Consider the following 26967-nt stretch of genomic DNA (forward strand, 5'->3'; position numbering starts at 1 on the left):
GTTCGACCCAGCCCAGACCGCCGTCGCCGTGTTTGGTGATGACATTGTCGATCTCCAGCGCCCGAAGCTTCGCCTCCGCCTCGACAAGCAGGCTGCGGTACCGCTCCACCGAATAGACATAGCGCGCCAGCCGGCTCAGCACCGCGCACTGGTATCCGCTGCCGGTGCCGATCTCCAGCACCCGATGGCGGGGCTGGACGTCCAGGGCCTGGGTCATCAGGCCGACGATATAGGGCTGGCTGATGGTCTGGGCGCAGTCGATGGGCAGGGCCTGGTCTTCCCAGGCCTGGTCCAGGAATTTCTCGTGCACGAAGACCGCCCGGTCGATGCTCTCCATCGCGCCCAGCACCCGGGGGTCGGTCACCCCCTGCTGGCGCAGCGACAGGATCAGCCGTCCGGCGCGGTCGTCGTGCAGGTTCATGCGGCCTTCACCACAGCCTTGGGCGGCGCCCCGCCCAGCACCTTTTTCAGGTCATGGACGCTGGACATATGGGTCAGGTCGATGTGCAGCGGCGTGACCGAGATCCGTCCCGCCTCGATGGCCCTCAGGTCCGTGCCCTCGGCATGTTCCTGCTTCTCGCCGCGGAAGCTCATCCAGTAGTAGTCGCGCCCACGCAGGTCGGTGCGCCGAACCGCATGCATCTCGCCCACGTCGCGGAAGCCCTGAGTCGTCACCTCGATCTGCTCGACCCGCTCGGGCGGCAGATTGGGGAAGTTGACGTTCATCACCACCCCATTGGCCCATTTCTGCTCCAGCAGACGGCTGATGACGGCCGGCGCGAACGCCTCGGCCGTCTCCCAGTGCGCCACCACCTCGTCGTGGAACCGTTCCAGGCTCTGGCTCAGGGCGATGGAGCGGATGCCGAAGGCCATGCCCTGCAGGGCGCCCGCCACCGTGCCCGAATAGCTGACGTCCTCGCCGATATTATGCCCCCGGTTCACACCGGACAGCACCAGGTCCGGCCGCTCCGGCATCAGGTCGTTGACGGCCAGGATGACGCAGTCGGTCGGCGTCCCCGTCACCGAGAACCGCCGCTCGCCGTGCTTATGCACCCGCAACGGCTCGCTCAGAGTGATGCCCCGCCCCTTCGCCGACTGTTCGACGGCGGGCGCACACACCCAGATGTCGTCGCTCAGGGTCCGCGCGATCCGCTCAAGGGATTCAAGACCTTCCGCCTCGATCCCGTCGTCGTTTGTCAGGAGGATACGCATCAGCCTACGAACTCGCGACCGCCCATATAGGGCTGCAACACCGTCGGCACCGCGATCCGCCCGTCCTCCTGCTGATAGTTCTCCATGATCGCCACCAGGGTTCGCCCGACCGCCAGGCCCGACCCGTTAAGCGTATGGACGAACTCGGTCTTCTTCTCGCCGGCCCGCTTGAACCGCGCATCCATGCGCCGCGCCTGGAAGTCCCCGCAGTTCGAGCAGCTGCTGATCTCGCGATAGGTCCCCTGGCTGGGCAGCCAGACCTCCAGGTCGAAGGTCTTCTGGGCCGAGAAGCCCATGTCGCCCTTGCACAGCAGCATCCGCCGGAACGGCAACTCCAGCGCCTTCAGCACCGCCTCGGCGCAGGCCGTCATCCGCTCGTGCTCGGCGTCGGAGTCTTCCGGCCGCGCGATCGACACCATCTCGACCTTGGAGAACTGGTGCTGGCGGATCAGCCCGCGCGTATCCCGCCCCGCCGACCCCGCCTCGGCCCGGAAGCACGGCGTCAGCGCCGTCATCCGCATCGGCGTCGCCAACTCGTCCTCGGACAGGATGGTCTCGCGCACCAGATTGGTCAGAGAGACTTCGGCGGTGGGGATGAGGTAGCGGGAAACCGGCTTCATCAGTCGGGCGTCATTGGAAATCGTCGCCAGAGCTTCTTCGAAGCGGCGACGAACGAAGATCGCCGCATGCCCTTTGCTCTGAATGGCGGCCTCATATTCGGGGTGCCAGTCACCGCAAACGGCGTCGAAAATGGCGTCACTGCCAAGCAGGGTGTTCCAAAGCTCCCGGTCAACCTCGGGAATCTTGAACAAATCCTCCTCGAACTTCGGCAACTGCCCAGTCCCGAACATCGCCTCGTCCCGCACCAGCAGCGGCGGATTCACTTCCAGATACCCGTGCTGGTCCGTCTGCATATCCAGCATGAACTGGCCCACGGCCCGTTCCAGCCGCGCCAGCTGGCCCTTCAGCACCGCGAACCGGGCGCCCGACATCTTGGCCGCCGCCTCGAAGTCCAGCATCCCCAGGGCCTCGCCCAGGTCGGCGTGATCCTTGGCCGGACCGTCACGACGCGGCTCGCCCCAGGTCGAGACCTCGACATTGCCCGCCTCGTCCTCGCCGTCCGGCACATCCTCGGCCGCCAGATTCTTCTGCGCCGCCAGCAGGTCGCGCAGCTCCTTGCCGACGCGGGCCTCGACCTCGGCGGCCGCCGCGATGTCGCCCTTCAGCGCCTCGACCTCGGCCTTCAGCCGGTCGGCCTCGGCCATGTCCTTCTTGCCCATGGCGGCGCCGATCAGTTTGGAGGCGGCGTTGCGCTTGGCCAGGGCGTCTTGGCCCGTCGTCTGGGCGTGGCGCAGTTCGGCGTCCAGCCGCAGGATTTCCGCCACCAGGCCGTCCGGCTCGTCCACCCCGCGCGACGACCAACCGGCCACGTAAACCTGGGGGTTCTCGCGAATGGCTCGGATATCGTGCATGGTCTGGAACTTCGGCTGGGCGGGAGAAGCCGAACGCTCTACCCGCCCGCGCGGAGTCGGGCAACGGCAGGAAGCCGCACGACCCCGCTTAAGCCTTTTGCGGCGTCAGAAGCCGGCGTCGGTTTTACCCCCCGGGTTCAATTCATGCACCGGCTTGCCCCCGTCGGACTGTTTTCGCCAAAGTCCGACATCGCCGGCTTGACGCCTCCGCCGCTGCGGCGGACTGTCGCAACCTCCCCAAGCGGCATGAGACCTCGTCAATGATCCGATCACGCCTGAGCGCCGCCGGCCTCGCCCTTCTTCTCGTCTCGGCCGCGCCCGCCGCCCTGGCCCAGCAGGCTTCGACCTATCCGCCGGCCCTGCCCGCGCCCCAGTCGCCGATCCCCGAGGCGCGGGACGTCGCCTATCCCGGCGTGATCACCCTGGATATCGACGCCACCAACCTGGCCCAGCACATCTTCGGCGTTACCGAGACCATTCCGGTGAGCCAGGCCGGGCCGATGACCCTGTTCTTCCCCGAATGGCTGCCCGGCAACCACGGCCCCGTGGGGCCCATCGCCCAGCTGGCGGGCATCGAGATCACGGCGAATGACCAGCGCGTCGAATGGGTGCGCGACACCCTGTCGCCCTTCGCCTACCACGTCACGGTTCCGGCCGGCGCGACCGAGCTGAAGATCAAGATGCAGCACCTGTCGCCGACCAGCGGCAACCAGGGCCGGGTGACGATGACGCCCGAGATGCTGAACATCCAGTGGGAGAAGATGCTGCTCTATCCCGCCGGCCACTGGTCGCGGAACATCATGGTTCAGCCGACGGTCAAGTTCCCGACCGGCTGGCAATTCGGCACGGCGCTGGAGCCCCAGACCAAGACCGGCGACCTCCAGACCTTCAAGCCGGTCAATCTGGAAGTCCTGATCGACAGCCCGGTCTTCGCCGGCCTCCACTATCGCCAGATCGACCTGAACCCCGGCGGCCGCTCGCCCGTTCGCGCCAACTTCGTCGCCGACGAGGCCAAGAGCCTGGAGGCCACGGACGAGCAGATCCAGATCCTGCGCAATCTGGTCGATCAGATGGACCGCCTGTACGGCGCGCGCCACTTCGACCACTACGACTTCCTGATCGCCATGACCGACAAGCTGGGCGGCATCGGGCTGGAACATCATCGCAGTTCCGAAAACTCGGTCGATCCGGAATTCTTCACCGGCTGGGACACCCATCTCGGCGACCGCGACCTGCTCAGCCACGAGATGAACCATTCCTGGGACGGCAAATGGCGTCGCCCCGCCGACCAGCTCGTCCCCAACTTCAACAGCCCGATGCAGAACAGTCTGCTCTGGGTCTATGAAGGCCAGACCCAGTATTATGGCCAGGTGGTCGCCGCCCGCTCGGGTCTGCTGACCAAGGACCAGGCGATGGAGTCCCTGGCCCTGACCGCCGCGACCTATGACGCCCGCGTCGGCCGTCAGTGGCGCGCGCTTCAGGACACCACCAACGACCCGATCATCAGCCAGCGCCAGCCCAAGCCCTGGCTGTCGTGGCAGCGGGACGAGGACTATTACTCGGAGGGCCAGCTGATCTGGCTCGACGTCGACACGACGATCCGGGAGATGACGGGCGGCCGCAAGTCGCTCGACGACTTCGCCAAGGCCTTCTACGGCGTCCAGGACGGCAGTTTCGAACCGGCGCCCTACACCTTCGAGGACGTGGTCGCGGCTCTGAACGGCGTCGTCGCCAACGACTGGGCCAGCTTCCTGCGCACCCGGCTCGACGCGACCGCCCCGAACGCCCACGCGCCTCTAGACGGCCTGACGCGCGGCGGCTGGCGACTGGCCTATGGCGAGACGCCCACCGCCTATCAGAAGACCCTGTTTGGAGAGCTGAAGCGCAACGACTTCACCTATTCGCTGGGCTTCCAGACCGGCGAAAACAACGCCATCCGCAGCGTCCAGTGGGGCAGCCCCGCCTTCGACGCCGGCCTGGCGCCGGGCATGGAGGTCGTCGCCGTCAACGGCCAGGCCTCCAACCCCGACCGCCTCGCCGCCGCCGTCACCGCCGCCAAGGATCCCGCCGTGTCCGTGACCCTGATCGTCAAGGACGGCGACCAGTACAAGACCGTCGCCCTCCCCTACCACGACGGCCTGCGCTACCCGCGCCTAGAACGGGTCGCAGGAACCCCCGACCGCCTCAGCGACATCCTGACGCCCCGCAAGCGCTGACGCTCACCCACACCAGCATCATTGTGGGCGCTGGCCTCTCTTCTCTTTCGTCATTCCGGGCGAAGGGCCGCTTGGCCCGAAGACCCGGAACCCAGCGGCGCCGAAGGCGAAATCCATCCGCCCCAAGGTGTCGAAACACCTGGTCCGCGACAGGTTCGCGCTCTCGCGCGCCGCTGGGTTCCGGATCTCCGCTACGCTTCGCCCGGAATGACGAAAGGAAGGCCGGCGTCGTCTCCCCCCGCGCCTTCGCGCGCGGAGAGGTGACGTTGTGTCCCTTGACGCCCCTCCCCCGCTCCTCGACGGTGCGCGCCTGCCCTCATGTTCGGATGACCTGATGCCGCGTACCCGCCTGACCGCCGCCGCCTGCCTCGCCGCCCTGATGACCGCCGCCCCAGCCCTGGCCCAGGACTTCCAGTCCACGCTGGTCGTCACCGACCCGACCCAGGCCGCCCTGGCCCTGCCCCGGCCTCAGCCGTCCATCCCCGCCCCTGCCGACACCCCCTATCCCGGCGTCATCCAGTACCGGGCCGACATCACCGACCTCGACCGCCGCATCATCCGTGTCAGCCAGACCATTCCCGTCGCCGGTCCCGGCCCCCTGACCCTGCTCTATCCGAAATACCTGCCCGGCAACCACGCCGACACCGGCCCGATCCAACTGCTGGCCGGCCTGACCGTCACGGCGAACGGGCAGCGAATCGAGTGGCTGCGCGACACCCTCGAACCCTACGCCTTCCACCTCGACATACCGGCGGGCGTGACCCAGATCGAGGTCGCCTTCCAGCAACTGACCCAGCCGGACAGCTCCAACTGGCGCGTCCTGATGACCCCGGCCATGGTCAATCTGCAGTGGGAGAAGGCCATCCTCTATCCGGCCGGCTACTACAGCCGCCAGATCCCGGTCGCCGCCTCCGTCGCCCTGCCCGCCGGCTGGAACTACGGCACGGCCCTGACCACGGCGTCCCGGAACGGCGGCGTCGCGACCTTCGAGACGACGGACCTCTACACCCTGATCGACAGCCCGATGTTCGCCGGCGCCCACTACCGTCGCGTCGACATCGACCCGAGCGGCGACCGGGTCCACCTGAACCTCCTCGCCGACGAGGCCAAGGGCTTGGCCGCCACCGAGGACCAGCTCAAGCTCTACGAAAACATGGTCCAGCAGGCCGACCGCCTGTTCGGCGCCCGCCATTTCGATAACTATGAGTTCCTGTTCGCCCTGACCGATCAGATGGGCGGCATCGGCCTGGAGCATCACCGCTCGTCCGAGAACACCGGCGCCCCCGGCTTCTTCACCGACTGGGCCAAGAGCGCCGGCGACCGGGGCCTGCTGCCGCACGAGTACACCCACTCCTGGAATGGCAAGTTCATGCGCCCGGCGGACGAACTGACCGCCAACCACAACGTCCCGACCCAAAACACCCTGCTGTGGGTCTATGAGGGCCAGACCGAATACTGGGGCGACGTCCTGGCCGCCCGCGCGGGCCTGCATTCCAAGGGCGTGGCCCTCGCCACCCTCGCCAATGTCGCCGCCTTCTATGAAAACCAGCCGGGTCGTCAGTGGCGCGCGCTTCAGGACACGAACAACCACAACCTCCTCGGCTACCGCGTCCCCGGCCAGTTCCCCTCGTGGATGCGGGGCACCGGCGACTACTACCGCGAAAGCCTGCTGGTCTGGCTGGACGCCGACACCCTGATCCGGGCCGAGACCAATGGCCGCAAGTCGCTCGACGACTTCGCCAAGGGCTTTTTCGGCCATGGCGACGGCGAATGGGATCCCCAGGGCTACACCTTCGACCAGGTCGTCGCCGCCCTGAACGCCGTCCACCCGCACGACTGGGCCGGCTTCCTGCGCGACCGGCTCGACGCCGTCGGCCCCGACGCCCGCGCTCCCTTGGCGGGGATCGAACGCGGCGGCTGGCGCCTGACCTATACGGATGCCCCCACCGCCGACGAAAAGGCCGTCAACACCGGCTGGGCCAACGACTTCCAGTATTCGCTGGGCTTCACCCTAGCCGGCGACAAGCTGACCAATATCCGCTGGGACGGCCCCGCCTTCGAACAGGGAATCGGCGCGGGCTGGAGCCTGGTCGCCGTCAACGGCAAGGCCAGCTCGGCCGAGGCGCTCCGCAACGCCGTCACTGCGGCCAAGGGCACAAACGCCCCCCTCGAACTGCTGATCAAGTCCGGCGACCGCTTCCGCACCGTCGCCTTCGACTACCATGACGGCCTGCGCTATCCGCGCCTGGAACGGATCGAGGGCACGCCGGACCGCCTGTCGGACATCCTCGCTCCACGTCGGCGCTAGAACGATCACCTCCCCGTCGGCGAAGGCCGACGGGGAGGACAGGCGGGAGCGTCAGCGAGCGCCAGGAGGGGGCGACTCGGTGGCTGAAGCTCTTGGGGTCATCCCCACCGTCGGAGTGGCCCCCTCCTGATCGCTAGGGCGATCTGTCCTCCCCACGCGCCTTCGCGCGCGGAGAGGTGAGCTTCAGCCCTTCAACAACCCCAGCAGCGCCTCGGCCGCCTCACGCGACGAGCCCGGATTCTGACCCGTCACCAGCTTGCCGTCGACCACGACATACGACCCCCAGTCCGGCCCCTTGGAATAGTCGCCGCCGTTGGCGATCAGCACATTCTCGACCAGGAAGGGCACCACTTCTGTCAGGCCCACGGCCTCCTCTTCCGAGTTGGTGAAGCCCGTCACCTTGCGGCCCTCGACCAGCGGCTTGCCGTCCGGCCCATGGACCGACTTCAGCACGCCCGGCGCATGGCAGACGAAGCCGGTCGGCTTGTCCGCCTTGGCGAAGGCATCGATCAGGGCGATGGAATCGGCGTCGTTCGCCAGGTCCCACAGCGGACCGTGCCCGCCCGGATAGAAGACGGCGTCGAAATCCTCGGCCTTCACCGATGCCAGTTCGACGGTCGAAGCCAGCGCCGCTTGAGCTTCCGTATCGGCCTTGAACCGGCGGGTGTCCTCGGTCTGGGCGTCGGCGTCATCGCTCTTGGGGTCCAGCGGCGGCTGCCCGCCCTTGGGCGAGGCCAGCACGATCTCGGCGCCCGCGTCCTTCATCGCATAATAGGGGGCAGCCAGTTCCTCGAGCCAGAAACCGGTCTTCTTGCCGGTGTCGCCGAGTTGATCGTGCGAGGTCAGAACCGTCAGGATCTTCATGTGGGGGATCTCCTTTTCAGGCCTAACAAATGGGAAGCCAGACCGATCCCGCCAATGGTCGGCGACCGGCCTGTGTGGCGCATCCAGGAATCGCTCCACCCTGCCGGCCAGTACATAAGGAGACACACGGCATGAGACATTGGCTCGGAGCCTTGGCGTTCGGACTGGGCGCATTTGGACTGGCGTCCATCGCCAAGGCCGACTGCACGATCGGGGCGCCCGGCGCCACGCGCAGCGTCGCGTTCGGTCCCAACCGGCGCACGGTGCAGATCCATGTTCCGCGCGGCTTCGACCCCGCCAAGCCTGCGCCCCTGGTCTTCGTCCTGCACGGCAGCGGACGCACGGGGGCGGCGATCCTGAACGCTTCAGGCCTGGCCGAAACCGCCGACCGCCACGGCTTCATCGTCGCCGCGCCCGACGCGGGCATTCCGGTCGAACGGGGCTTCGTCTGGAATGTGCCTGGCGTGCCGACCATCACCGGCGATGTGCCGGGTCCACAGGACGCCGACGACGTCGCCTTCCTGGTGGAGACGGTCGAGGAACTGGCGTCCCAAGGCTGCGTCGACGACAGCCGGGTCTACGCCACCGGCCTGTCGGGCGGCGGGCGGATGACGTCCTGGCTGGGCTGCGTGGCGGCCGACCGGTTCGCCGCCATCGCGCCGGTGGTCGGCCTGCGGGCCGGCAATCCGCGCAGGAACGCGCCTGAACGACCCGATCCCGCCACCTGCCGCCCCTCGCGTCCCATGCCGCTCATCGCCTTCGCCGGCGACGCCGACACCACCAACCCGATCCAGGGCGGCGGCGCCCCCTACTGGAGCTATACGATGCACGCGGCCGAGCAGCGCTGGGCCCAGTTGAACGGCTGCGCCAGCACCCGCCCGACGCACTGGGTCTCGGCGTCGGTCTATGAGGAAGGCTATGCCGACTGCCGCGACGGCGCCGAGGTCGTCGGCCGCATCACCCGCGACGGCGGCCACAGCTGGGTCGCCGACAACGAAGCCATGTGGGCCTTCTTCGCCCGTTACTCACGGCAGGACTGATCGTCGCCAACGGCCTCAAGTAGCCCGAAGGGCGATAGGCCAAAAAGAAAGACCCGGCGGTTTCCCGCCGGGCCTTTCCGATATTCAGCAAATGCCGAAAGTCAGATCTTACTTGATCTGGACCTTGGCGCCGGCTTCCGTCAGCTTCTTGGCGACTTCGTCGGCGACTTGCTTGGAGACGTTCTCGACGACGTTCTGCGGAGCGCCTTCGACCAGGTCCTTGGCTTCCTTCAGACCCAGGTCCGAACGCACGCCACGGACTTCCTTGATCACGTTGATCTTCTTGTCGCCGCCGTCGATCAGGACAACGGTGAATTCGGTTTGCTCTTCGGCGGCTTCAGCCGGAGCAGCACCACCACCGGCCGGCATGGCCATGGCGACGGGAGCAGCGGCGCTGACGCCCCACTTTTCTTCAAGCAGCTTCGACAGTTCAGCAGCTTCGAGAACGGTCAGAGCGGACAGGTCTTCGACGATCTTGGCGAGGTCAGCCATTGTCAGTTTTCCTTCGGAGGATTGGTTTTAGAGAGTGATGCAGAGATGAAAGGCTGTGCCGCTTACGCGGCTTCCTTGGTGGCGTAGGCGTTGAACACGCGAGCCAGCTGACCGGCGGGTGCTTGCAGCACGCCGGCGATCTTGGTCGCAGGCGCATTGAGCAGGCCGATGATTTGGCTGCGCACTTCGTCGAGCGTCGGGAGCTTGGAAAGAACTTCCACGCCCTTCTGATCGACGACGGTGTCGCCCATGAAGCCGCCGACGATCTTGAAGCGATCGTTGGCCTTGGCGAACTCGGTGGCGACCTTGGCGGCCGTACCGGGGTTCTCGGCGTATGCGATGCCCACGGGACCCTTGAACAGGCCGTGGAATTCGCTGCCTTCTTCGGCTTCGAGCGCCTTCAGCGCCAGGCGGTTCTTGACCACCTTGAACGCGCCGCCTTCTTTACGAAGACGTCCGCGCAGATCTTCCATTTCCGCAACGGTCAGACCCAGGTTGTGGGTCACGACCACGGAGCCGGCGTCGGCGAATACGCCCTTGAGCGTTTCGATCGACTCGGCTTTTTGAGCGCGGTCCATTGCGGTCTCCAGTCTTGGCATTCGCCGCCGGGCTTATTCCCGACGACGGATTGGCCAAAGCGCCGCGCATCGCTGCGAAGCGTTCAGGCCGGTCGTATTGTCCGAAGGATGCGTCTGACGGCGTCCGTCCCGGAATGCGGGCTGACAGCGTAGGTCGCGTCCCCATCTCCCCACGGCGTCAGAGGGCTCTCTGACAGTTATGGCCTGGGTGACCCCCACGCCCCGAAGTTCTCGGACAGGACCGTCAAAGGCGAACCTTCGACGGGAAGCGGCGCTCATACAGGCGTCGCCGTTGGAAATCAAGCCGCCTATCTTATAGGCAGGGCTATATCAGTTCGAGGTTCAAGAACGACCCGGCTTGACGGCCGCCTGGCCGTCCTCGCCGCCACAGTCGAACTGGGCGCAATATTTCGCCTCGAACTCGGTGAGAAAGCTGGCCATGGCGCCCTGCAGCATCTCCTCCTGCGCCAGACCAAGTTCGACTGTCTTTGACGCCACACTGCGACCGACGGGTGTTCGATAGAAGTCGATCTGCGCCGACAGCTCCGCCTCATTGAAGGTTTGGGCGTAAAGGGGCGCCATGTCGTCCATTATGCGGGTCATCATGCGCCGCGCCATGGCCGGCATGTTTTCTCGCACCCAGACCGCTTCCGCCGACTGATCATGGATCGATTTTTCAAGCTGGTCGCTGACAGATTGCTCGATCAGCTTCATGAAATTCGGCCCTGCGGACAGGGTGATCAACTCGCGTGACATCTCGGTGCGGCGCTGAAGTCCAGCATCCTGAGCAAAGGTCGGCCCGGAAAAGGCCAAGGCAATCGCCCCGGCCAAGATCCACTCACGAATTCCAGTCATGTCAGCCCTCCGCCCCGATTTATTCCGCCTAGCTCCAAATTTGGCCAGATGATTCAGCCGTGGGGGGGCTTATTCTACGGGCGGCGTGGCTGCAAAGGCGCGGATCAGGGCCGTCAGATCCGGCTCGCTGACCGCCGCCGCCGCTTCCGCCGGGCTCATCCAGCGCCGTTCACGCTGATGCGCCTCGGGCCAGTCGCCCAACTGCACCAGCACCTCCAGCGGATAGACGGCCACGACATAGGACCGCAGGTCGCCGTTGCGTACGATCTTGGAATAGCGGAAATGACCGATGGAAGCGTCCCCGACCGCCCCCCGCACCCCGGCCTCCTCGAAGGCTTCCTGTGCGGCGGCCTCAGCGTCGGTCTTTCCGGCCATCCGTCCGCCCTTGGGAATCACCCAGCGCCGCGTCTCGCGCGAGGTGATCATCAGGATCTCGGGACCGGAGGCGCCCATGCGCCACGACAGGGCCGCGACCTGGCGGGTCTCCGACCGGCCGGAGCGCTTTACTGTCTTGGCCATGGACATCCCTCGTCGGCGGCGGTTCCAAACGCGGTTTCCGCGACCGCGTCAACCATTCCAGCTGCGGAAAGTTCAGTCCAACCGCCGACCGTCATAGGCGACCTGAGCCTTTGCGACCTCGGTCATATTGTCCTCGGCCCAGTCGATCATCGCCTGCATCGCCTCAACCAGGGTCAAACCCAGCGGCGTCAGGGCGTAGGAGACCGACACCGGCACGGTCGGCGTGACCGTGCGTGTGACCAGCCCGTCCCGTTCCAACTGGCGCAGGGTCTGGCTCAGCATCTTCTGCGACACGCCTTCGATCTGGCGACGCAGGGCGTTGAACCGCATTGGGTCGTCCCGCAGCGTCGTCAGCACCAGGGTCGTCCACTTGTCGGCGATCCGGTCCAGCAGTTGCCGCGTCGGACAGGCGGCGGAATAGACGCTGGGACGGGGAGTTTCCGCCAGGTGACCAGATGAGAGCAAAGTGCCTTCTTGTGACATGGCGCGGTTCATAACACTTGGTACCCGTTGGATACCACAGGAGATCATCCATGAACGTCACGGTCCTCGGCGCCAGCGGTCGCGCCGGCTCGGAAATCACCAAGGAACTGGCCGCGCGCGGTCATTCCGTCGTCGCCGTAGCACGCAAGCCCCAGGCCATTCCCGCCCTGTCCGGCGTCACCCCGGTCGCCGGCGACGCCGCCGACGTCGCCGCCCTGGCCGAGATCATCAAGGGCTCCGACGCGGTGATCAGCGCCCTCCATTTCGACGTGCCCGCTGCGACTCTGCTGGGGGCGCTGAAGGCCGCTGGGGTTCCCCGCCTGCTGGTCACTGGCGGCGCCGCCAGCCTGGAGGTGGCGCCCGGTGTCCTCCTGATCGACACGCCCGAGTTCCCGGAAGACTGGAAGACCTTCGCCCAAGGCGGCATCGCCTTCCTGGAAGTCCTGCGCGGCGAGATGCAGATCGACTGGACCTTCTTCTCGCCCGCCGCCTTCATCGAGGAAGGCCCGCGCCTGGGCCATTATCGTCTCGGAACCGACCAGCTGATCGTCGACGACAAGGGCGACAGCAAGATCAGCTTCGCCGACTACGCCATCGCTATGGTCGATGAGCTGGAACAGCACAAACACAGCCGCGCCCGTTTCACCGCCGCCTACTGACGCGTCGGACACCGATCAAGAAAAAGGCCCCGGAGATCGCTCTCCGGGGCCTTCGTCATTCTGGGACGTTGAACGCTTAGGCGCCCAGCGAGGCCGGGTCGACCTTGAAGCCCGGGCCCATCGTCGAAGACAGGCTGATGCGCTTCACATAGGTGCCCTTGGCGCCGGCCGGCTTGGAACGCACCAGGGCGTCCACGATGGCCTTCACGTTGGCTTCCAGGGCGTCCTGGGTGAACGAGACCTTGCCGATGCCGGCGTGGACGATGCCCGCCTTCTCGACGCGGAACTCGACGGCGCCGCCCTTGGCGTCCTTGACGGCCTGGGCCACGTTCGGGGTCACGGTGCCGACCTTCGGGTTCGGCATCAGGCCGCGCGGGCCCAGAACCTTACCCAGACGGCCGACCAGGGCCATCATGTCCGGCGACGCGATCACGCGGTCGAACTCCATGAAGCCGCCAGCGATCTTTTCGTACAGATCTTCGGCGCCGACGTGTTCAGCGCCGGCTGCGGTGGCTTCGGCGGCCTTGGCGTCCTTGGCGAAGACGGCGACGCGAACGTCACGGCCCGTACCCGACGGCAGGTTGACCACGCCGCGGACCTGTTGGTCGGCGTGACGCGGGTCGACGCCCAAGTTTACGGCGATCTCGATCGACTCGTCGAACTTGGACTTGGCGTTGTCCTTCACCAGCTTGATAGCGTCGGCATAGGCCATCAGGGCCTGAGTGTCGCCGGTACGGGCTTTTTGAGCCTTGGTTTGCTTGGCCATGGGTTAGCCCTCCACCACTTCGAGGCCCATCGCGCGGGCGGAGCCTTCGATGATCTTGGCCGCCGCGTCGAGGTCGTTGGCGTTCAGATCTTTCATCTTCTTTTCGGCGATCTCGCGCAGTTGCGCCTGCGTGATCTTGCCTGCGACTTCACGGCCGACCAGCTTCGAACCCGACTTCAGGCCGGTGGCCTGCTTCAGGTACCACGTCGCCGGCGGCGTCTTGGTGATGAAGGTGAACGACTTGTCCTGATAGACGGTGATGACGGTCGGAAGCGGGGTGCCCTTGGCTTCCTTCTCGGTCCGCGCGTTGAACTCCTTGCAGAAGCCCATGATGTTCACGCCGCGTTGACCCAGAGCGGGGCCGATCGGGGGCGAAGGCGTGGCCGCACCGGCCGGCACTTGCAGCTTGATATAGCCGAGAATCTTCTTGGCCATTGGTCTCTCCTATGAATGACCCGGCGAATGAACGCAGGGCCGGTGAGCCGTGGTGCGGCATGGCTGCCTCCCACGGATTTGCCGCCCCGCGAGCCGAGACCCGCCGAGCGAAGGCGCGCGTGTAACAGAGGGGGGGAGGAAAGGCAAACGGAGGTCGAACGCGGCGCTCCGCCTCAACCCTCACCCGCCTTGCGCCGTTCGATCAGAGCCGTCAGCCGTTGGACCCGCTCGGGCGGCAACAGCTGCGTCTGGTCATAGATCGTCTCGAACACGGGAATGTCGTCCGGGAAGACCGCCCAGGGCATGGCGTTCTCGGTAAAGATGATCGCATCAGGCCTAAAATCACCGGGTTGATCCAGCGTGCCGACCCGCACGCCTGCGCCTAGCCGACCAAGACGGGGATAGTGGCTCCACACGGCCACGCCGCAGGATTTGCAGCGACGTATGACGTGAGGTCCGCCGCTGCCCGCCGGGACGGTGTGATCGGAGAGCTGGCCTTCAATCAGGGTCAGCCGTTCCGTCTCATAGAAGGCGTTGACCACGGAGGTGGACCCGGTCTGCCTCTGGCAAAGGCGGCAGTGACAGTTGTTGACGAAGATCGGTTCGCCGGCGACCTGATAGCGCACCACGCCGCAGGCGCAGCCGCCTTCATGGATCCTATCCGCCGACATCATATCCCCCCTGACCGGATGTAACATCCAGCAGCCGAGGGCGGAAGGCAACACGCCCCCCCTGCTCGGCCTACCGTTTCGGAGAGAAGACGACGCGACAAGAAAAAAGCCGCGTCCTTTCGGACGCGGCTTCAAATCTGAATGGTCAGAGGGCGATCAGCCCGTGACCTTCTCCACCTGGGCGTATTCCAGCTCGACCGGCGTGGCGCGGCCGAAGATGGAGACGGCGACACGCAGGCGGGCCTGTTCTTCGTCGACGCTCTCCACCGAACCGTCGAAGCTGGCGAACGGTCCGTCGATGACCTTGACCTTCTCGCCGATGTCGAAACGGATGGTGGGCTTCGGACGTTCGACGCCCTCTTCCACCTGGCCGATGATGTTCTGAACTTCACGTTCGGAGACCGGCAGGGGCTTGGTGCCGCCGGCGGCGCCCAGGAAGCCCGTGACCTTCGGCGTGTTCTTGACCAGGTGATAGGCCTGGTCGGTCATTTCCATCTTCACCAGCACATAGCCGGGGAAGAATTTACGCTCCGAGTTCACCTTGCGGCCGCGACGGATCTCGACGACGTCCTCGGTCGGAACCAGGATTTCGGAGAAGGCGTCTTCCAGGCCTTGCTGCTTGGCCTGGTCGCGCAGTTGTTCCGCCACCTTCTTCTCGAAGTTCGAGTAGGCGTTGACGATATACCACTTGTGGCGCGGATTGGCGGGCTTTGCGGGCGCTGCATCGGTCATGGGCGCGTCTTTCTCAGGATCCGAGAGCGATGATGTAGCGGAAGGCGAAACCGAGACCGGTGTCCACGATCCAGAAGAAGATCGCGGCGATGACCACCATGATGAAGACCATCACCGAGGTGATCCAGGTCTCCTTGCGGCTGGGCCACACGATCTTGCGACCCTCGGCCATGACCTGCTTGTAGAAGTCGCCGGGGCTGGTGCGCGGCTTCTTGGGCGCGGGCGCATCGACGGTGATGGCGGCCGCAGCCGCAGCCGTCTGGGGCTTGGCGCCCGCCTGGGGCCGCTTGCCGGGAGATTTGGCCTTGGCCATCAGTTGCTCTTCACACAATTGTTCCTGTCGCCCCAGATGGGAAGTCCCATCCGGCAGCGACAGGGGGGATTGGCAGGAGTTGGGGGACTCGAACCCACGACCCCCGGTTTTGGAGACCGGTGCTCTACCAGCTGAGCTAAACTCCTAGACAATCGCGCGAACCCTCGGGTCCGTGCGTTCGCCAGAGGGGGGCGTATGCCCGACGCCGCCCGTCATTTCAAGGGCGATGTGACACTTGCGACTAGTCTTCCAGATGCGCGGCTATGGCGGCCCGCTCGTCCTGGGCCTGGATCAGTTCCTTGAAGATCAGCTTGTCGATGCGACGATCGTCCATATCGACGACCTCGACTTCGAATCGACCGACTTGCACCACCTCGCCCTCGTCCGGCACGCGCGACAGCTGGTGCAGAATCAGACCGGCGACGGTGTGGAAGCCTTCGTGCTCCCCGAAGTCCTCGCCCAGCTTGTCGGCCAGTTCGTCCAGATCGGTCTGGCCGTCGACCAGCCAGCTGCCGTCGGCGCGCTGATGAATCCAGGCCTGCTCTTCGTCATGACCCTCGTTGAAGTCGCCGGCGATCATTTCCAGGATATCGGTCGCGGTCACCACGCCTTCGAAGGCGCCGTATTCGTCAACGATGAAGGCCATGTGGACCTTGGACCCCTTCAGGATCTCGAGCGCCTTCAGCACCGAGGTCGATTGGGGGATGAAGGCCGGTTCTGCGACCAGGGGCTCGATGTCGAACCGCCCGTCGGTCAGCAGGGCGTCCAGCAGGTCTTTTTTGTGGACCACGCCCAGGGGATTATCGACGTCGCTCTCGCGCGCCACCACGATGCGCGAATAGGGGCAGGTGCGGATTTCCTCGCGCAGCACCGATTCGGGGTCGTCCAGGGCGATCCAGAAGACGTCATGGCGTGGCGTCATGGCCACCCGCACCGGGCGGTCGCCCAGACGCAGGATTTCCTCAATCATCACCTGTTCTTCGGGCTCGATCAGGCCGGCGGAGGTGCCCTCCGCCAAGATGGTGGCCACCTCTTCCTGGGTGACGTCAGAACCGTCGCGATCCTTGACGCCCATCAGCTTCAAAATGCCCGAAGTCGAGGCCGTCAACAGCAGCACGAAGGGTTTCAGCGCGATCGCCAGGGTCGAGATCGGCGGCGCCATCTTGGCCGCGATCGTCTCGGGGAAGATCAGGGCCAGCCGCTTTGGCACCAGTTCGCCGACGATCAGCGAGATATAGGTGATGCAGACGACGACCAGGGCCGTGGAGAAGATTTCGGTATAGGCGGCCAGGGCCGGGAAGTTGGCTTCCAGAATCAGATCCAATTCGCCCGCTATGGTCGCCTGACCATAAGCGCCCGCCAGAATGCCGATCAGAGTGATGCCGACCTGGACAGCCGACAGGAACTGTGTCGGTTCTTCGGCAAGCTTCAGCGCTTTGCGAGCCCCGCGATCTCCCTTCTCAGCCCGGCTCTGAAGCTTTGATCTCCGGGATGAAACGACCGCCAACTCGGTCATAGCGAACAGGCCGTTGAGCACCACCAGGAGCAGAACGACGACAATAGCGATGAGTAACATCTAGGGGTTTTTGGAGACCAACGCGGCGCAACAGACGGCGTCCGCGCAAAGACATTAGAGCACGGCGCTGCTTTACGCCACGCTTTCCTTGCGCGTCAGCCCGCCCGGCCCGCCTCGACCGATCCATAGGCGCCGGAAACGGGGCGCCCGTTCGCGTCATATTGCGAGGCGCAGGCGCTCATTCCCAGAACGGTGCCGATGAACAGTCCGATATGAAGCGCGCGCCGCATCGTGGTTACCAATCGCTTAAGGTCGATCACGGACATAAACGATCACTTAACCTTCCGGCAAGCCGGCGCCCCCGCAGGCGAATATCGCAGACCGGCTCGACCTCCCCTTCCCCGCGCCGGACGGCTAAGAGAAGGCCATGCAGACTCTGGACTCCCTCGACGCCCTACCCGACGGCGCCTTGTCGTCTCCGGCGGCCCAGCGCAACGCCGCCCCGATCCTGGACGTGCTGCGCGCGCATCTGCCGGCGCGCGGGCGGGTGCTGGAGATCGCGGCCGGATCGGGCGACCACGCCCTGACCTTCGCCTCGGCCCTGCCCGGTCTGGACTGGACGCCCAGCGATCCCAGCCCACAGGCGCGCGACAGTCTCTCGGCCTGGCGGCGGGCCGGTCCGTCGAACCTGCGCCCGCCGTTGGCGGTGGACGCCGCCGATCCAGCGACTTGGCCGCAAGATCGGTTCGACGTCGTCTATTGTGCGAACATGACGCACATCAGCCCCTGGTCGGCGACCGAGGGGCTGATGGATCTGGCCGGTCGCATCCTGCGACGCCCCGGCGGTCTGCTGGTTCTGTACGGCCCCTATCGGGAAGCCGAGGTACCGCTGGCGGCCTCGAACGCGGCCTTCGACGACAGTCTGAAAACGCGAAACCCGGCCTGGGGCCTGCGAGAACGTGCGGCGGTCGAGACCCTGGCCCGGTCGCATGGCCTTGCGGCCACGCGCCGGGTCCAGATGCCGTCGAACAACCTGAGTCTGCTGTTCAGAAGCGCCTGATCAGAGCGCGCTGACAGCGGCCGAAAGCTGGGCGCGTTCGTTCAGCAGGGTCGCCTTGCCGTCCCGGAACACCGCGCCATGCGCCTCGGCCGCCACGCCGAAGCATTCCGCAGCCACAGCCACGCCGTCGGCGAAGGCGATGACCAGCAGATCATGGGCGCGCGCCAGCTCGATCAACGACTTCACGGCGGCCAACGACGCCTCATCCTGCGACCCGCCCGGCACGACCAGGCCCTTCAGCCGGCCCTCGACGATATCCGTCGCCGTCGCCGTCGCCAGCACGGTGACGCCGCCGGTGATCAGGCTGGCGTCGCCGGTCGAGATGGGCGCGAGGCCCACGCCTTCAGCCCGCAGCGCCCCTTCGACGTCGCCCAGTTCGCCGAATTCCATGTCACGTCGCATCACCAGCCCCATGCGCAGCCGGGTGGGAACAGGACGGTTGTAACCAGTGCGACGGGGTCCGGCGGAAGATTTGCTTTGAGCGTACAAGACGTCTCCTTCTAGGGTTTCAATAAAGATCGAGATTCTGCGACGAAGACCGCCGAACCATCGACACGAATGACCAGAAAAACGAAAATCGACGGGTCCGACGGTGGTCGTCCCGCACTCTGGATCGTTTGTGGAATGTCGCCTGATATAGTGAAATATCCGGCCGGATCAACCTTGCGCACCCACGCTTGAAGCCAAGGTGATCATGACAGCCTCGATCCGCTTGCTCGCACCCGCGCCCCGCCCTAGACAGCGCCATTGATTGAGCGACGGAATCCGATGGCCTTCACCCGCACCTATGACGGCGACGAACCCGTCCGCGTAAACAAGTGGCTGGGCCAGACCGGCGTCTGTTCGCGACGCGAGGCCGAGAGCCTGATCGCCGAGGGCCTGGTCTCCATCGACGGCGAGACCATCAGCGACGCCGGCCGCAAGATCGAGCCGGGCCAGACCCTGACTCTGAACGACACCGCCCAGCAGGCCCTGGCCTCGGGCATGACCCTGGTGCTGCACAAGCCGGTCGGCTACGTCTCGGGCCAGCCGGACCCGGGCAAGATCCCCGCCGTGCGCCTGCTGAAGACCCCCAACCGTATCGGCGAGGGCGAGACCCCCGCCCGCGACGCCTCCCTGCCCCCGATCGGTCGGCTGGACGAGGATTCGCGCGGCCTGTTGCTGCTGTCGTCGGACGGCGTGGTGGCCAAGGCGGTGATCGGGCCGGCGTCCGAACTCGACAAGGAATATCTGGTCGTCGTCGACGGGGCGATCACCGAGGGCAAGCTCAGCCGCCTGCGCCACGGCCTGGTGCTGAACGACAAGCCGCTCAAGCCCGCCCGCGTCACCCAGATCGCGCCGCAACGCCTGCGCTTCGTCCTGACCGAGGGCAAGTATCGCCAGATCCGCCGCATGTGCGAACTGGTCGGGCTGGAGGTCGTGGACCTGTACCGCGTCCGCATCGGCCCGCTGGAGTTGGGCGATCTGCCCGAAGGCCGCTGGCGTCACCTGACGCCCGAAGAGCGCGCCGCCCTTATTGCGGCGTCAACGCTCTAAACCACTGCTCCAGCAGTTCGGCCTCAGCCCGCCGCGCGGCCGTCCGTTCGGCGGCCTCGGCGTCCACGCCCCACTGATCTTCCTGGAACATCTCGTCGATGCGGGACAGGTCGAAGGCCGTCCCGCCGGCCAGCACGCCGCGCTCCAGCGCCAGACCTAGCACCGCCGACCCCAGCAGGGGCACGGCCGTCGCCAGTCCGGTCAGCCTGAAATCGTCCAGCGAGAGGGCGTGGGCCTTCACCCGCGCCATGGCCTCGGGCGACTGGGCGCGGTGCACGATCCCCGTCGCGGCCTCCAGCGCCACCCCCATCTCGCGCGCGGCCCAGTCGCGCCACGGTCCCCATTCGCGCTGCTGGCGCTCGACCAGGGGCGTGGGATGCTCGGCCAGATAACAGACCACGTCCGAGCCGGCATAGGCGGCGATCTCGTCCGCCACCGGCTCGCGCGCCTGGCCGATCCGGTCTATGGCGGTCGAGGCCAGACGGGTCGCGGGCATGGTCGAGGGATCCAGGAACTGACCCTGGGCCGCCCATTCGTCAGCCACCAGCTGGGCCGCGGCCTGGGTCGGCAGCGCCAGCGGCGCTTTGGCCGGGGTCTTGGGCGTGCGCCCGTCCAGCAGCACGGCCCAGCCGCCCCCTTCAGAAGGATTGGCGGCGTGAGGTCCGACCGACACGGCGGTCCAGAACCGCGACACCCGGTCGGGCGACAGTTCGACGAAGCGGGGGCGGTGCGGGGTGTTGGAATCAGTCATCGGATCGTCCGTACAGTTCAGGCCGGCACGACGTCGAACGCCAGGGTCAGCCGCGTCTCGTCGCCGCCGAACGGCTGGGTGCCGTGCCACATATAGGAAGGGAAGATCACCAGGGTTCCCGGCTGGGGCCGCACATGATGCTGGGCCTCCAGCGTCGGCACGCCGGGCGGGGCCCCAAACCGCAACCAGCCCTCGCGCCCCTCGTCCGCCCCCGTTACCGAAGACGGCAGTTCGATGTGACAGGCCGAGGACAGCCAGCCCTCGGCGTGAATATGGTCGGCGTGGAAACCGTGGGGATGCAGACGCACCGACCAACTGCCCTGAAGACGATAGTCGCCGGTGTTGCGCGCCCGCAGCGGATCCTCACCCGGCCCCAGGGCGGCCATATAGGCCCGGATCGGCGCGTCGATGACCTGGAAGAAGGCGAGGATGGCCGGATCCCGGCTTTCCGACAGTTTGGCCGTCGTCTGGGATCCGCCGCGCAACGACTGGCCGATCGGATGGGCCTTCAGCCCGTGCAGGCCGTGCAGCGCTTGCGCCAGATCGACCAGATAGGCCTCCAGCGACGCCCACCCCGACGGCGCTTCCAGCCGATAGGGCCGCACGAAGGCGGCATAGTCGTACATCTGGTCGTAGCGTGGATCGCCCAGCATCCGCCAGGCCGTGGCCTGACAAGCCAGCACGTGCTGGTTGGTCGGGGCGATCCGCCGCAGGGTATCGATATGAACCATGGCGGCCGCGGCCTGACCCAGAGCCAGCCGGCATTCAGCCTGGACGACGAGAACAGCGATCACCGGTCCGCCCGCCATCACGGCCGCCCGGTCCGCATGAGCCAGGGCGCGTTCAGGGTCCAGCCGCTGTATCGCCTGGGCCGCCGCCAGTTCGCCCGGCGCATCCAGCGCCCCCGCCGTCAGCACCTGATAGGCGGCCTGCGGCTGACCGGCGTAGTCCAGCAGACGGGCCTTGATCTGACGCAGGACCGGTTCGCCCGGCGCCGCCGCGATGGCCTTATCCAGCGGCGCGCAGGCCGCCTCCAGACCGGCGCCCTGCATCCAGATCAACTGGCTGAGGTCGCGCAGGGCGTCGGCGTAGGCGGGGCGTCGCGCCAGAGCCTCGCCATAGGCCGTTTGCGCCGCGTCGAACCGGTTCTGGGCCTGAAGCGCGCGGGCCAGCACCAACCAGGTCTCGGGTGCGTCGCCGCCGATGGCCAGGGTCTCGCGACATGTCGCCTCCGCCGCCTCGGCCCGGCCCAGGTCGCCCAGGGTCGAGGCCAGGTTGTGACGGGCAGGCACGCTCTGGGGCCGCAGGGCGACTAGGCGCCGCGACAGGTCGGCGCTCTCCTCCAACCGCCCGGCCCGTTTCAAAAGATCGGCATGGACCGACAGGGTCTGCCACGGCGCATCCGCGCGCGCGGTCACATCGGCCAACAGCGCCAGCGCCTGATCGATTCGTCCAAGCGCGGCCAGACGCTTGGCCTGTTCGACCGTGGCCTGAACCTCGGCCGTCACCGAATTCTCTTCACGCCCAGGAACGGATCGTCCTCCGCCTCGTCCTCAGAGAAGCCGAAGTGGGCGAAGCCGGCCTTCATTTCGGGGCTCAGGGGCGCCGTGACCTTCAGCACGCCGCCGCGCGGGTGATCCAGCTCGATGCTGCGGGCGTGAAGCTGCAGCTTCAGCGGGCCGGACAGTTCCCTGGATTTCTCGTCGCCGTATTTGGGATCGCCCAGGATCGGGTGGCCGATCCCGGCCATATGGGCGCGCAGCTGGTGTGTCCGGCCGGTAAAGGGCCGCAGGGCCATCCACGAGGCGCGGTGCGAGGCGCGCGACACCGTGCTGAAGGCCGTTTCGGCCGGCTCGGCCTTAGGGTCCTTGCGCTCGGCCGGGCGCATCATCTCGAAATCGTTGATGCCGGTCTTCTTCAGCGGCATGTCGATCTGGCCCGAATAGGGTTTCGGATTGCCGATGACGATGGCCCAGTAGGTCTTCTTGGCCTGACGACGGGCGAAGGCGCCCGCCAGACGCTTGGCGGCCTCCGGTCCCTTGCCCAGCAGCAGGACGCCCGAAGTGTCGCGGTCCAGACGGTGGACCAGGCGCGGCCGGTCCATCCCCTCGCCCCAGGCCGACAGCAGGCGATCAACGTGGCGACTGGTCTTGGTGCCGCCCTGGACGGCCAGGCCGTGCGGCTTGTTGATGGCGATGACCATGTCGTCTTCATAAAGGACCAGCGACTTGGCGAAGGCGATGTCGCGTTCCGACAGGGTATGCAGATCCCCGGCCTGACGCGAGGTGTCGTCCGGGATCGGCGGCACGCGCACGGCGGCGCCGGCGGTCAGGCGGCCTTCCGGCTTGATCCGGGCGCCGTCCACGCGAATCTGCCCGCTGCGGGCCATCTTCTGCACCTGGATGTTGGACAGGTGTGGCCAGCGCCGGCGGAACCAGCGGTCCAGCCGGATGCCGTCCTCGTCCTCGGCGACATAGATGGTCAGGACTTCACGCTTGGGCGCGTCCTCAATGGGGGGCTGGTCGGTCAAAGGGCGGCTCCAAAGGCGCGGCGGGCGACCATCAGGCCGATAAAGAGGGCGACAATGGCCAAAACCACCGAACCGACGACATAAGCGGCGGCCAGGGCGTAATCCCGCCGCTCGATCATCATCACCGCCTCCAGGGAATAGGAGGAGAAGGTGGTGAAACCGCCCAGCACGCCGACCGCGGCGAACAGGCGGATCGTCTCCTGCTGCGCCCCGCCCTTGAAGGCCAGCCAACCGATCAGCAGGCCCATGGCCAGACCGCCCAGAACATTGGCGGCGAAGGTGCCCATCGGCCATCCGGCGTTCGGGGCCAGTCGAGCGGCCAGAAGGCCGAGGCCGAACCGGGCCATCGAGCCCAGGGCTCCGCCGGCGGCGACAAGAAGAAACCGTGTCATGATCCGGCGCTATATACGCCGCCGCCGCCGAAAGCGAAGCCTCCGGCGCCGTCACGCCCGTCTGACCGAAACTTCACTTGCCTTGAGACAGAGTTAACGGCGATATCCGACGGAAGTCGGGAAGCGGTTTTGGGGAAGCCAAGTCATGTCGCAGGAAGACAGCCAGAGCCCGGTGATCGCGCCGACAATGACGCCGCCGCCGCCCGCCGTCGCACCGGAGGCGCCGGCCGCCGCACAGCCGCACGATCTGGCGGAAGAGGCGCCTGAGACGCCCCGCGCGCCGCCGCCGAATCCGACGCCCAACGACACCCCGGCCGTGTCCGATGAAGGCGTGCTGCGCCCCATCCAGGAGAGCGACTATTTCACCCTGGACGACGCCTCAATCGCCAAAATCTCAGGCAATATCGACCTCTATTTCAACCAGCCGCTCGACATCTTTCCCTTCTGGGAGAACGAGAAAAAGCCCGACCGTTTCCACGTCCTGTTCTCGCGCCAGATCGAGGAACGGTTCCCGGCCGACCGCGACATCCGCGGCCGGGTTCACGCCTATGGTCGGCGCATCTTCCGCGCCCTGTGCGTCCATGTCGGCGTCAAACGGCTGACCCAGGCGCTGGCCTTGATCGCCTTCGCCATCCTGGCCGAGATGGGACCGACCCTGTTCGCAGGCTGGGCCGGCGGCCAACCCGCTGGTTTGGGGCTGAGCGTCCTGGCCATGCTCATCACGGGCGGACTCTTCTTCGGCGTCTCGACCATCCTGTTCATCCAGTACCGATTCCGGCTGGAGAATGATTCCTACGAGCTGTCGCGCGAGATCGTTCAGCGGACGCGGGAGTTGCAGAACCTGTTCACCAACGCCCGGGCCCTGTCAGACCAGGCGGAGACCACCTATCAGATGGACGGCAAGGCCTGGGGCCAGCGCGCCCTCTACTTAACGCGGCTGGTCCTGTGGATCGGCGCGCGGATGGAATATCTGGAGAAGTTCATCCAGATGGAGCTGTGGCGGGTGCGGCGCGAGCGCTACTGGATGCGCTGGCTGGGGCGGATCACCACGCCGACGGTGCTGCTGATCTGGCTGATCGTCTTCGCCTTCGTGCCGGCCCCGACCACCAACGAGGTCGGCTTCCGCCTGTTACAGGTTCTGGCCATCGTGCTCGCCTTCGGCGTGTCCTGGCTGTCCTATTTCCGCTGGCAGACGCCGGCCGACGCCATCCAGGCCAAACTGGGCGCCGAAAGCTGGGTCCGTTACGCCTCGCTGGACGTGGACAACACCGTCGGCGACCAGGTGCGGCGCGACAAGGAACGACTGGTCGAGTACCGCGCCCTGACGAGAGGGCGCTGATCAGCGCGGGATGGAGGCCTGCACCGACCGGGCGTCATAGGCGTTCGGACGGTCGGGCTTCTGGCCCCGTCCCATGACGATCTCCAGCGAGGTCGAGGTCGGGCTGGGGCCGCTGAAGTTCAGGCCCAGGCCCACGCCGACGCCCGAGGCCGAATAGCCGCCGTAACGGCTGGAGCCCCCGCCGATGGAGACGCTGGGCCGCACCCCGCCCGCGCCGCCGGGCCGGCCGTCGGTCCAGCTCTGGGTCACTTCGAACCAGTCATAGCCCTGTTCGGTGGTCAGGTCGGCGGCCCGCACCAGCGCATAGTTGGCAACTGCGCCCGGCGCGCCGACGCCGTCATAGGTGACGCGGAAACGGTTGGATTCGATCCTCTGCTCCGAATACCCCTGCCCGCCCGGCGCGCGCTGGGCGCCATAGGGGGCCAGGCTGGCGCAGGCGCTCAGCGCCAGGGTGGATGCGGCGATGCCGAGAATGACGATACGCTTCATGGCGGTGTCTCCCTTTGGACAGCATAGCGTTGCTTCAGCCGAGACGTTCCGTCCAGAGGCCTACAGGCTCAGGGCCTCACGAAGGGCCGCGAAATCGGCGGGCGGCGGCGCCTCGACCGTCGTCGTCCCGCCCTCCGGATGGGGAAAGCTCAGCTTGGCGGCGTGCAGCATCAGGCGCGGCGCCGGCCCCACCTCTGTCGTCAACGCCCCGCCATAGCGAACGTCCCCGATCAGCGGCCGACCCAGATGGGCCATATGGACCCGCAGCTGGTGCATCCGCCCGGTTAGCGGCTCCAGCTCTACCACCGCGCCCTGGTCGTTGGCGGCCAGGGTCCGATAGCGGCTCTGCGAGCCTTGCGCCCCGGGCGCGTCGAAGGCGACGACGCGCATATAGGACTCGCGCCCGATCTCCTCACGCCGCAGCGGGGCGTCGATGGTCCCGGACGCCGGCTCCGGCGCGGCGGACAGCAGGGCCAGATACTGTTTGCGGAACCGCCGCATCTGCAGCGCCTTGCCCAGAAAACCCGCCGCCGGCTTGGTCTTGGCCGCCAGGATCACGCCCGAGGTGTCGCGGTCCAGCCGATGCACCAGCTCCGGCCGTTTGCCGTTCGACCGCGCGAAGGCCCACAGCAGATCGTCCAGCGTATGGGCCTGAATCCGCCCGCCCTGACTGGACAGGCCGGACGGCTTGGAAAAGGCGATGACGTGTGCGTCCTCGTGGATCACCCACGACCGGACGGCGGCGATCTCATCCTCGGACAGGGCGACGGGGGTGCGGGTTGTCATCGGGGGCTTCTAGAGGTCAGTCCCCTGCCCCGTCCACCGCCGCGTCCTTGGCAAGCCGCGCCCGCATCTCGGCCCAACGCTCCAGACGCGCCTTGACCTTCTCCTCATGCCCCTCGCCCTTGGGCTTGTAGAAGGTGCGGCGCTCCATCTCGTCGGGGAAGAAGTTCGCGCCCGAGAAACCCTCGGGCGTGTCCGGGTCATATTGATAGCCCTTGCCGTAGCCCAGCGACTTCATCAGCTTGGTCGGGGCGTTGCGAATATGGGCCGGCGGCATCAGCGACCCCGTCTCATAGGCCGCCTTCTTGGCCGCCTTGAAGGCTTCGTACACCCCCACCGACTTGGGCGCGGTCGCCAGGTGGACCACGGCCTGGGCCAGGGCCAGTTCGCCCTCGGGACTACCCAGGAAATCGTAAGTGTCCTTGGCTGCATTGGCGACCAGGATCGACAGCGGGTCCGCCTCGCCGATGTCCTCGACCGCCATCCGCACGATCCGGCGCGCCAGATAGAGCGGGTCCTCGCCCCCGTTCAGCATTCGCGCCAGCCAGTACAGGGCCGCGTCCGGGTCCGACCCCCGCACCGATTTATGTAGGGCAGAGATCAGGTTGTAGTGTTCTTCTCTCGACTTGTCGTAGGCGGGCGCGCGGCGTTGCAGCACGCCGGCCAGCCCCTGAACGTCCAGCCTCTCGCCTTCAGGCAGGTCGAACAGCACCTCCGACATGGTCAGCAGATAGCGACCGTCGCCGTCGGCCAGGGCCAGCATGGCCTGGCGCGCCTCGGGCGACAGCGGCAGGGCCTTCTCCATATGCGCCTCGGCCCGCGTCAACAGCTGATCCAGCGCCGCGTCGTCCAGCCGCTTCAGCACATAGACCTGCGACCGCGACAGCAGCGCCCCGTTCAGCTCGAAACTGGGGTTTTCGGTCGTGGCCCCAACCAGGGTGACGACCCCGGCCTCG

31 protein-coding genes and 1 tRNA gene are annotated in these 26967 nt (G+C 66.6%); 7 read left to right on the top strand and 25 right to left on the bottom strand.

Going from position 1 to position 26967, the window contains the following annotated elements:
* From Q7J26_RS15610 to serS, 3 genes are all read right to left on the bottom strand, one after another.
* Positions 1–421: protein-L-isoaspartate O-methyltransferase (locus tag Q7J26_RS15610; protein WP_304937288.1), on the bottom strand; the 421-nt coding region annotated here is incomplete at its 3' end.
* Positions 418–1212 carry a 5'/3'-nucleotidase SurE gene (gene surE / locus Q7J26_RS15615; protein ID WP_304937289.1) on the bottom strand — a complete coding sequence of 265 codons (795 nt, stop codon included), beginning with the start codon at positions 1210–1212 and terminating at the stop codon, positions 418–420. The genes surE and Q7J26_RS15610, both read right to left, overlap by 4 nt.
* Positions 1212–2684, bottom strand: coding sequence for a serine--tRNA ligase (gene serS / locus Q7J26_RS15620; protein ID WP_304937290.1), 1473 nt, complete (start codon positions 2682–2684; stop codon positions 1212–1214). The genes surE and serS overlap by 1 nt, the downstream gene beginning before the upstream one ends.
* Before the next feature lie 260 nt (positions 2685–2944).
* Here serS and Q7J26_RS15625 point away from each other — a divergent pair, with 260 nt between their 5' ends.
* Positions 2945–4900, top strand: coding sequence for a M61 family metallopeptidase (locus Q7J26_RS15625; protein ID WP_304937291.1), 1956 nt, complete (start codon positions 2945–2947; stop codon positions 4898–4900).
* 334 nt (positions 4901–5234) lie between these two features.
* Positions 5235–7208, top strand: coding sequence for a M61 family metallopeptidase (locus Q7J26_RS15630; RefSeq protein ID WP_304937292.1), 1974 nt, complete (start codon positions 5235–5237; stop codon positions 7206–7208).
* A gap of 183 nt (positions 7209–7391) precedes the next feature.
* Here Q7J26_RS15630 and Q7J26_RS15635 read toward each other — a convergent pair whose 3' ends face one another.
* Complete coding sequence (locus tag Q7J26_RS15635) at positions 7392–8072, bottom strand: type 1 glutamine amidotransferase domain-containing protein (protein WP_304937293.1); 681 nt, start codon at positions 8070–8072, stop codon at positions 7392–7394.
* 131 nt (positions 8073–8203) lie between these two features.
* Here Q7J26_RS15635 and Q7J26_RS15640 point away from each other — a divergent pair, with 131 nt between their 5' ends.
* The gene (locus Q7J26_RS15640) at positions 8204–9112 is read left to right on the top strand and encodes a PHB depolymerase family esterase (protein ID WP_304937294.1); all 909 of its coding nucleotides are present in this window, start codon (positions 8204–8206) and stop codon (positions 9110–9112) included.
* Between the two features lie 108 nt (positions 9113–9220).
* Here the strand turns inward: Q7J26_RS15640 and rplL are convergent, their stop codons facing one another.
* The 5 genes from rplL to Q7J26_RS15665 all read right to left on the bottom strand — a co-directional run bounded on the left by rplL (position 9221) and on the right by Q7J26_RS15665 (position 12021).
* Positions 9221–9604: a 50S ribosomal protein L7/L12 gene (gene rplL, locus Q7J26_RS15645; RefSeq protein ID WP_183195528.1), complete on the bottom strand. Its 384-nt coding sequence runs from the start codon at positions 9602–9604 to the stop codon at positions 9221–9223.
* A 62-nt stretch (positions 9605–9666) separates the two neighbouring features.
* A complete protein-coding gene (gene rplJ / locus Q7J26_RS15650; protein WP_183195529.1) occupies positions 9667–10182 on the bottom strand; it encodes a 50S ribosomal protein L10 in 516 nt (171 codons plus the stop codon).
* 342 nt (positions 10183–10524) lie between these two features.
* A complete protein-coding gene (locus Q7J26_RS15655) occupies positions 10525–10995 on the bottom strand; it encodes a DUF2059 domain-containing protein (protein ID WP_304937295.1) in 471 nt (156 codons plus the stop codon).
* Positions 10996–11106: 111 nt separating this feature from the next.
* Positions 11107–11556 (bottom strand): NUDIX hydrolase, encoded by a 450-nt coding sequence (locus tag Q7J26_RS15660; RefSeq protein WP_304937296.1) that lies wholly within the window; start codon positions 11554–11556, stop codon positions 11107–11109.
* A 72-nt stretch (positions 11557–11628) separates the two neighbouring features.
* Entirely contained in the window at positions 11629–12021 is a 393-nt protein-coding gene (locus Q7J26_RS15665; protein ID WP_304937297.1) for a helix-turn-helix domain-containing protein, read from the bottom strand.
* A gap of 68 nt (positions 12022–12089) precedes the next feature.
* On the opposite strand from Q7J26_RS15665, the gene Q7J26_RS15670 reads away from it, so the two are divergent.
* Positions 12090–12698 (top strand): NAD(P)-dependent oxidoreductase, encoded by a 609-nt coding sequence (locus Q7J26_RS15670; protein ID WP_304937298.1) that lies wholly within the window; start codon positions 12090–12092, stop codon positions 12696–12698.
* A 76-nt stretch (positions 12699–12774) separates the two neighbouring features.
* Here the strand turns inward: Q7J26_RS15670 and rplA are convergent, their stop codons facing one another.
* The 8 genes from rplA to Q7J26_RS15710 all read right to left on the bottom strand — a co-directional run bounded on the left by rplA (position 12775) and on the right by Q7J26_RS15710 (position 17457).
* Complete coding sequence (gene rplA / locus Q7J26_RS15675) at positions 12775–13464, bottom strand: 50S ribosomal protein L1 (protein WP_304937299.1); 690 nt, start codon at positions 13462–13464, stop codon at positions 12775–12777.
* A 3-nt stretch (positions 13465–13467) separates the two neighbouring features.
* Positions 13468–13899 (bottom strand): 50S ribosomal protein L11, encoded by a 432-nt coding sequence (gene rplK, locus Q7J26_RS15680; RefSeq protein WP_304937300.1) that lies wholly within the window; start codon positions 13897–13899, stop codon positions 13468–13470.
* Between the two features lie 173 nt (positions 13900–14072).
* Positions 14073–14573: a GFA family protein gene (locus Q7J26_RS15685; protein ID WP_304937301.1), complete on the bottom strand. Its 501-nt coding sequence runs from the start codon at positions 14571–14573 to the stop codon at positions 14073–14075.
* Positions 14574–14726: 153 nt separating this feature from the next.
* Entirely contained in the window at positions 14727–15302 is a 576-nt protein-coding gene (nusG, locus tag Q7J26_RS15690) for a transcription termination/antitermination protein NusG (RefSeq protein WP_304937302.1), read from the bottom strand.
* Positions 15303–15315: 13 nt separating this feature from the next.
* The gene (secE, locus tag Q7J26_RS15695; RefSeq protein ID WP_304937303.1) at positions 15316–15615 is read right to left on the bottom strand and encodes a preprotein translocase subunit SecE; all 300 of its coding nucleotides are present in this window, start codon (positions 15613–15615) and stop codon (positions 15316–15318) included.
* A gap of 70 nt (positions 15616–15685) precedes the next feature.
* Positions 15686–15761, bottom strand: a tRNA-Trp gene (locus Q7J26_RS15700).
* Positions 15762–15856: 95 nt separating this feature from the next.
* On the bottom strand, positions 15857–17191 hold the full coding sequence (locus tag Q7J26_RS15705; protein ID WP_304937304.1) for a hemolysin family protein: 1335 nt from the start codon (positions 17189–17191) through the stop codon (positions 15857–15859).
* Positions 17192–17286: 95 nt separating this feature from the next.
* Positions 17287–17457 (bottom strand): hypothetical protein, encoded by a 171-nt coding sequence (locus Q7J26_RS15710; RefSeq protein WP_304937305.1) that lies wholly within the window; start codon positions 17455–17457, stop codon positions 17287–17289.
* 101 nt (positions 17458–17558) lie between these two features.
* Between Q7J26_RS15710 and Q7J26_RS15715 the strand changes: the two genes are divergently transcribed.
* On the top strand, positions 17559–18191 hold the full coding sequence (locus Q7J26_RS15715; RefSeq protein ID WP_304937306.1) for a DUF938 domain-containing protein: 633 nt from the start codon (positions 17559–17561) through the stop codon (positions 18189–18191).
* On the opposite strand, the gene Q7J26_RS15720 is transcribed toward Q7J26_RS15715, so the two are convergent.
* A complete protein-coding gene (locus tag Q7J26_RS15720) occupies positions 18192–18593 on the bottom strand; it encodes a hypothetical protein (protein ID WP_304937307.1) in 402 nt (133 codons plus the stop codon).
* Between the two features lie 366 nt (positions 18594–18959).
* Between Q7J26_RS15720 and Q7J26_RS15725 the strand changes: the two genes are divergently transcribed.
* Positions 18960–19727: a pseudouridine synthase gene (locus Q7J26_RS15725; RefSeq protein ID WP_304937308.1), complete on the top strand. Its 768-nt coding sequence runs from the start codon at positions 18960–18962 to the stop codon at positions 19725–19727.
* Here Q7J26_RS15725 and Q7J26_RS15730 read toward each other — a convergent pair.
* The 4 genes from Q7J26_RS15730 to crcB are packed head-to-tail and all read right to left on the bottom strand — an operon-like array spanning position 19705 to position 23400.
* A complete protein-coding gene (locus tag Q7J26_RS15730; protein ID WP_304937309.1) occupies positions 19705–20478 on the bottom strand; it encodes an ATP12 family chaperone protein in 774 nt (257 codons plus the stop codon). The genes Q7J26_RS15725 and Q7J26_RS15730 overlap by 23 nt on opposite strands.
* A gap of 17 nt (positions 20479–20495) precedes the next feature.
* Entirely contained in the window at positions 20496–21986 is a 1491-nt protein-coding gene (locus tag Q7J26_RS15735) for a putative 2OG-Fe(II) oxygenase (RefSeq protein ID WP_304937310.1), read from the bottom strand.
* A complete protein-coding gene (locus Q7J26_RS15740) occupies positions 21983–23008 on the bottom strand; it encodes an RluA family pseudouridine synthase (protein WP_271163940.1) in 1026 nt (341 codons plus the stop codon). Before Q7J26_RS15740 ends, Q7J26_RS15735 begins: the two co-directional genes overlap by 4 nt.
* Positions 23005–23400, bottom strand: coding sequence for a fluoride efflux transporter CrcB (gene crcB / locus Q7J26_RS15745; protein WP_304937311.1), 396 nt, complete (start codon positions 23398–23400; stop codon positions 23005–23007). The genes Q7J26_RS15740 and crcB overlap by 4 nt, the downstream gene beginning before the upstream one ends.
* 145 nt (positions 23401–23545) lie before the next feature.
* On the opposite strand from crcB, the gene Q7J26_RS15750 reads away from it, so the two are divergent.
* Positions 23546–24739, top strand: coding sequence for a hypothetical protein (locus tag Q7J26_RS15750; RefSeq protein ID WP_304937312.1), 1194 nt, complete (start codon positions 23546–23548; stop codon positions 24737–24739).
* On the opposite strand, the gene Q7J26_RS15755 is transcribed toward Q7J26_RS15750, so the two are convergent.
* The 3 genes from Q7J26_RS15755 to Q7J26_RS15765 form a co-directional block, all read right to left on the bottom strand.
* On the bottom strand, positions 24740–25228 hold the full coding sequence (locus Q7J26_RS15755) for a hypothetical protein (RefSeq protein ID WP_304937313.1): 489 nt from the start codon (positions 25226–25228) through the stop codon (positions 24740–24742).
* Positions 25229–25288: 60 nt separating this feature from the next.
* Positions 25289–26014, bottom strand: coding sequence for an RluA family pseudouridine synthase (locus Q7J26_RS15760; protein WP_304937314.1), 726 nt, complete (start codon positions 26012–26014; stop codon positions 25289–25291).
* A gap of 16 nt (positions 26015–26030) precedes the next feature.
* On the bottom strand, positions 26031–26967 hold a 937-nt coding region (locus Q7J26_RS15765), incomplete at its 5' end, for a replication-associated recombination protein A (RefSeq protein ID WP_304937315.1).

The sequence above is a fragment of the Brevundimonas sp. genome (assembly GCF_030656255.1).
In the GTDB taxonomy this organism is placed as follows: Bacteria; Pseudomonadota; Alphaproteobacteria; order Caulobacterales; family Caulobacteraceae; genus Brevundimonas.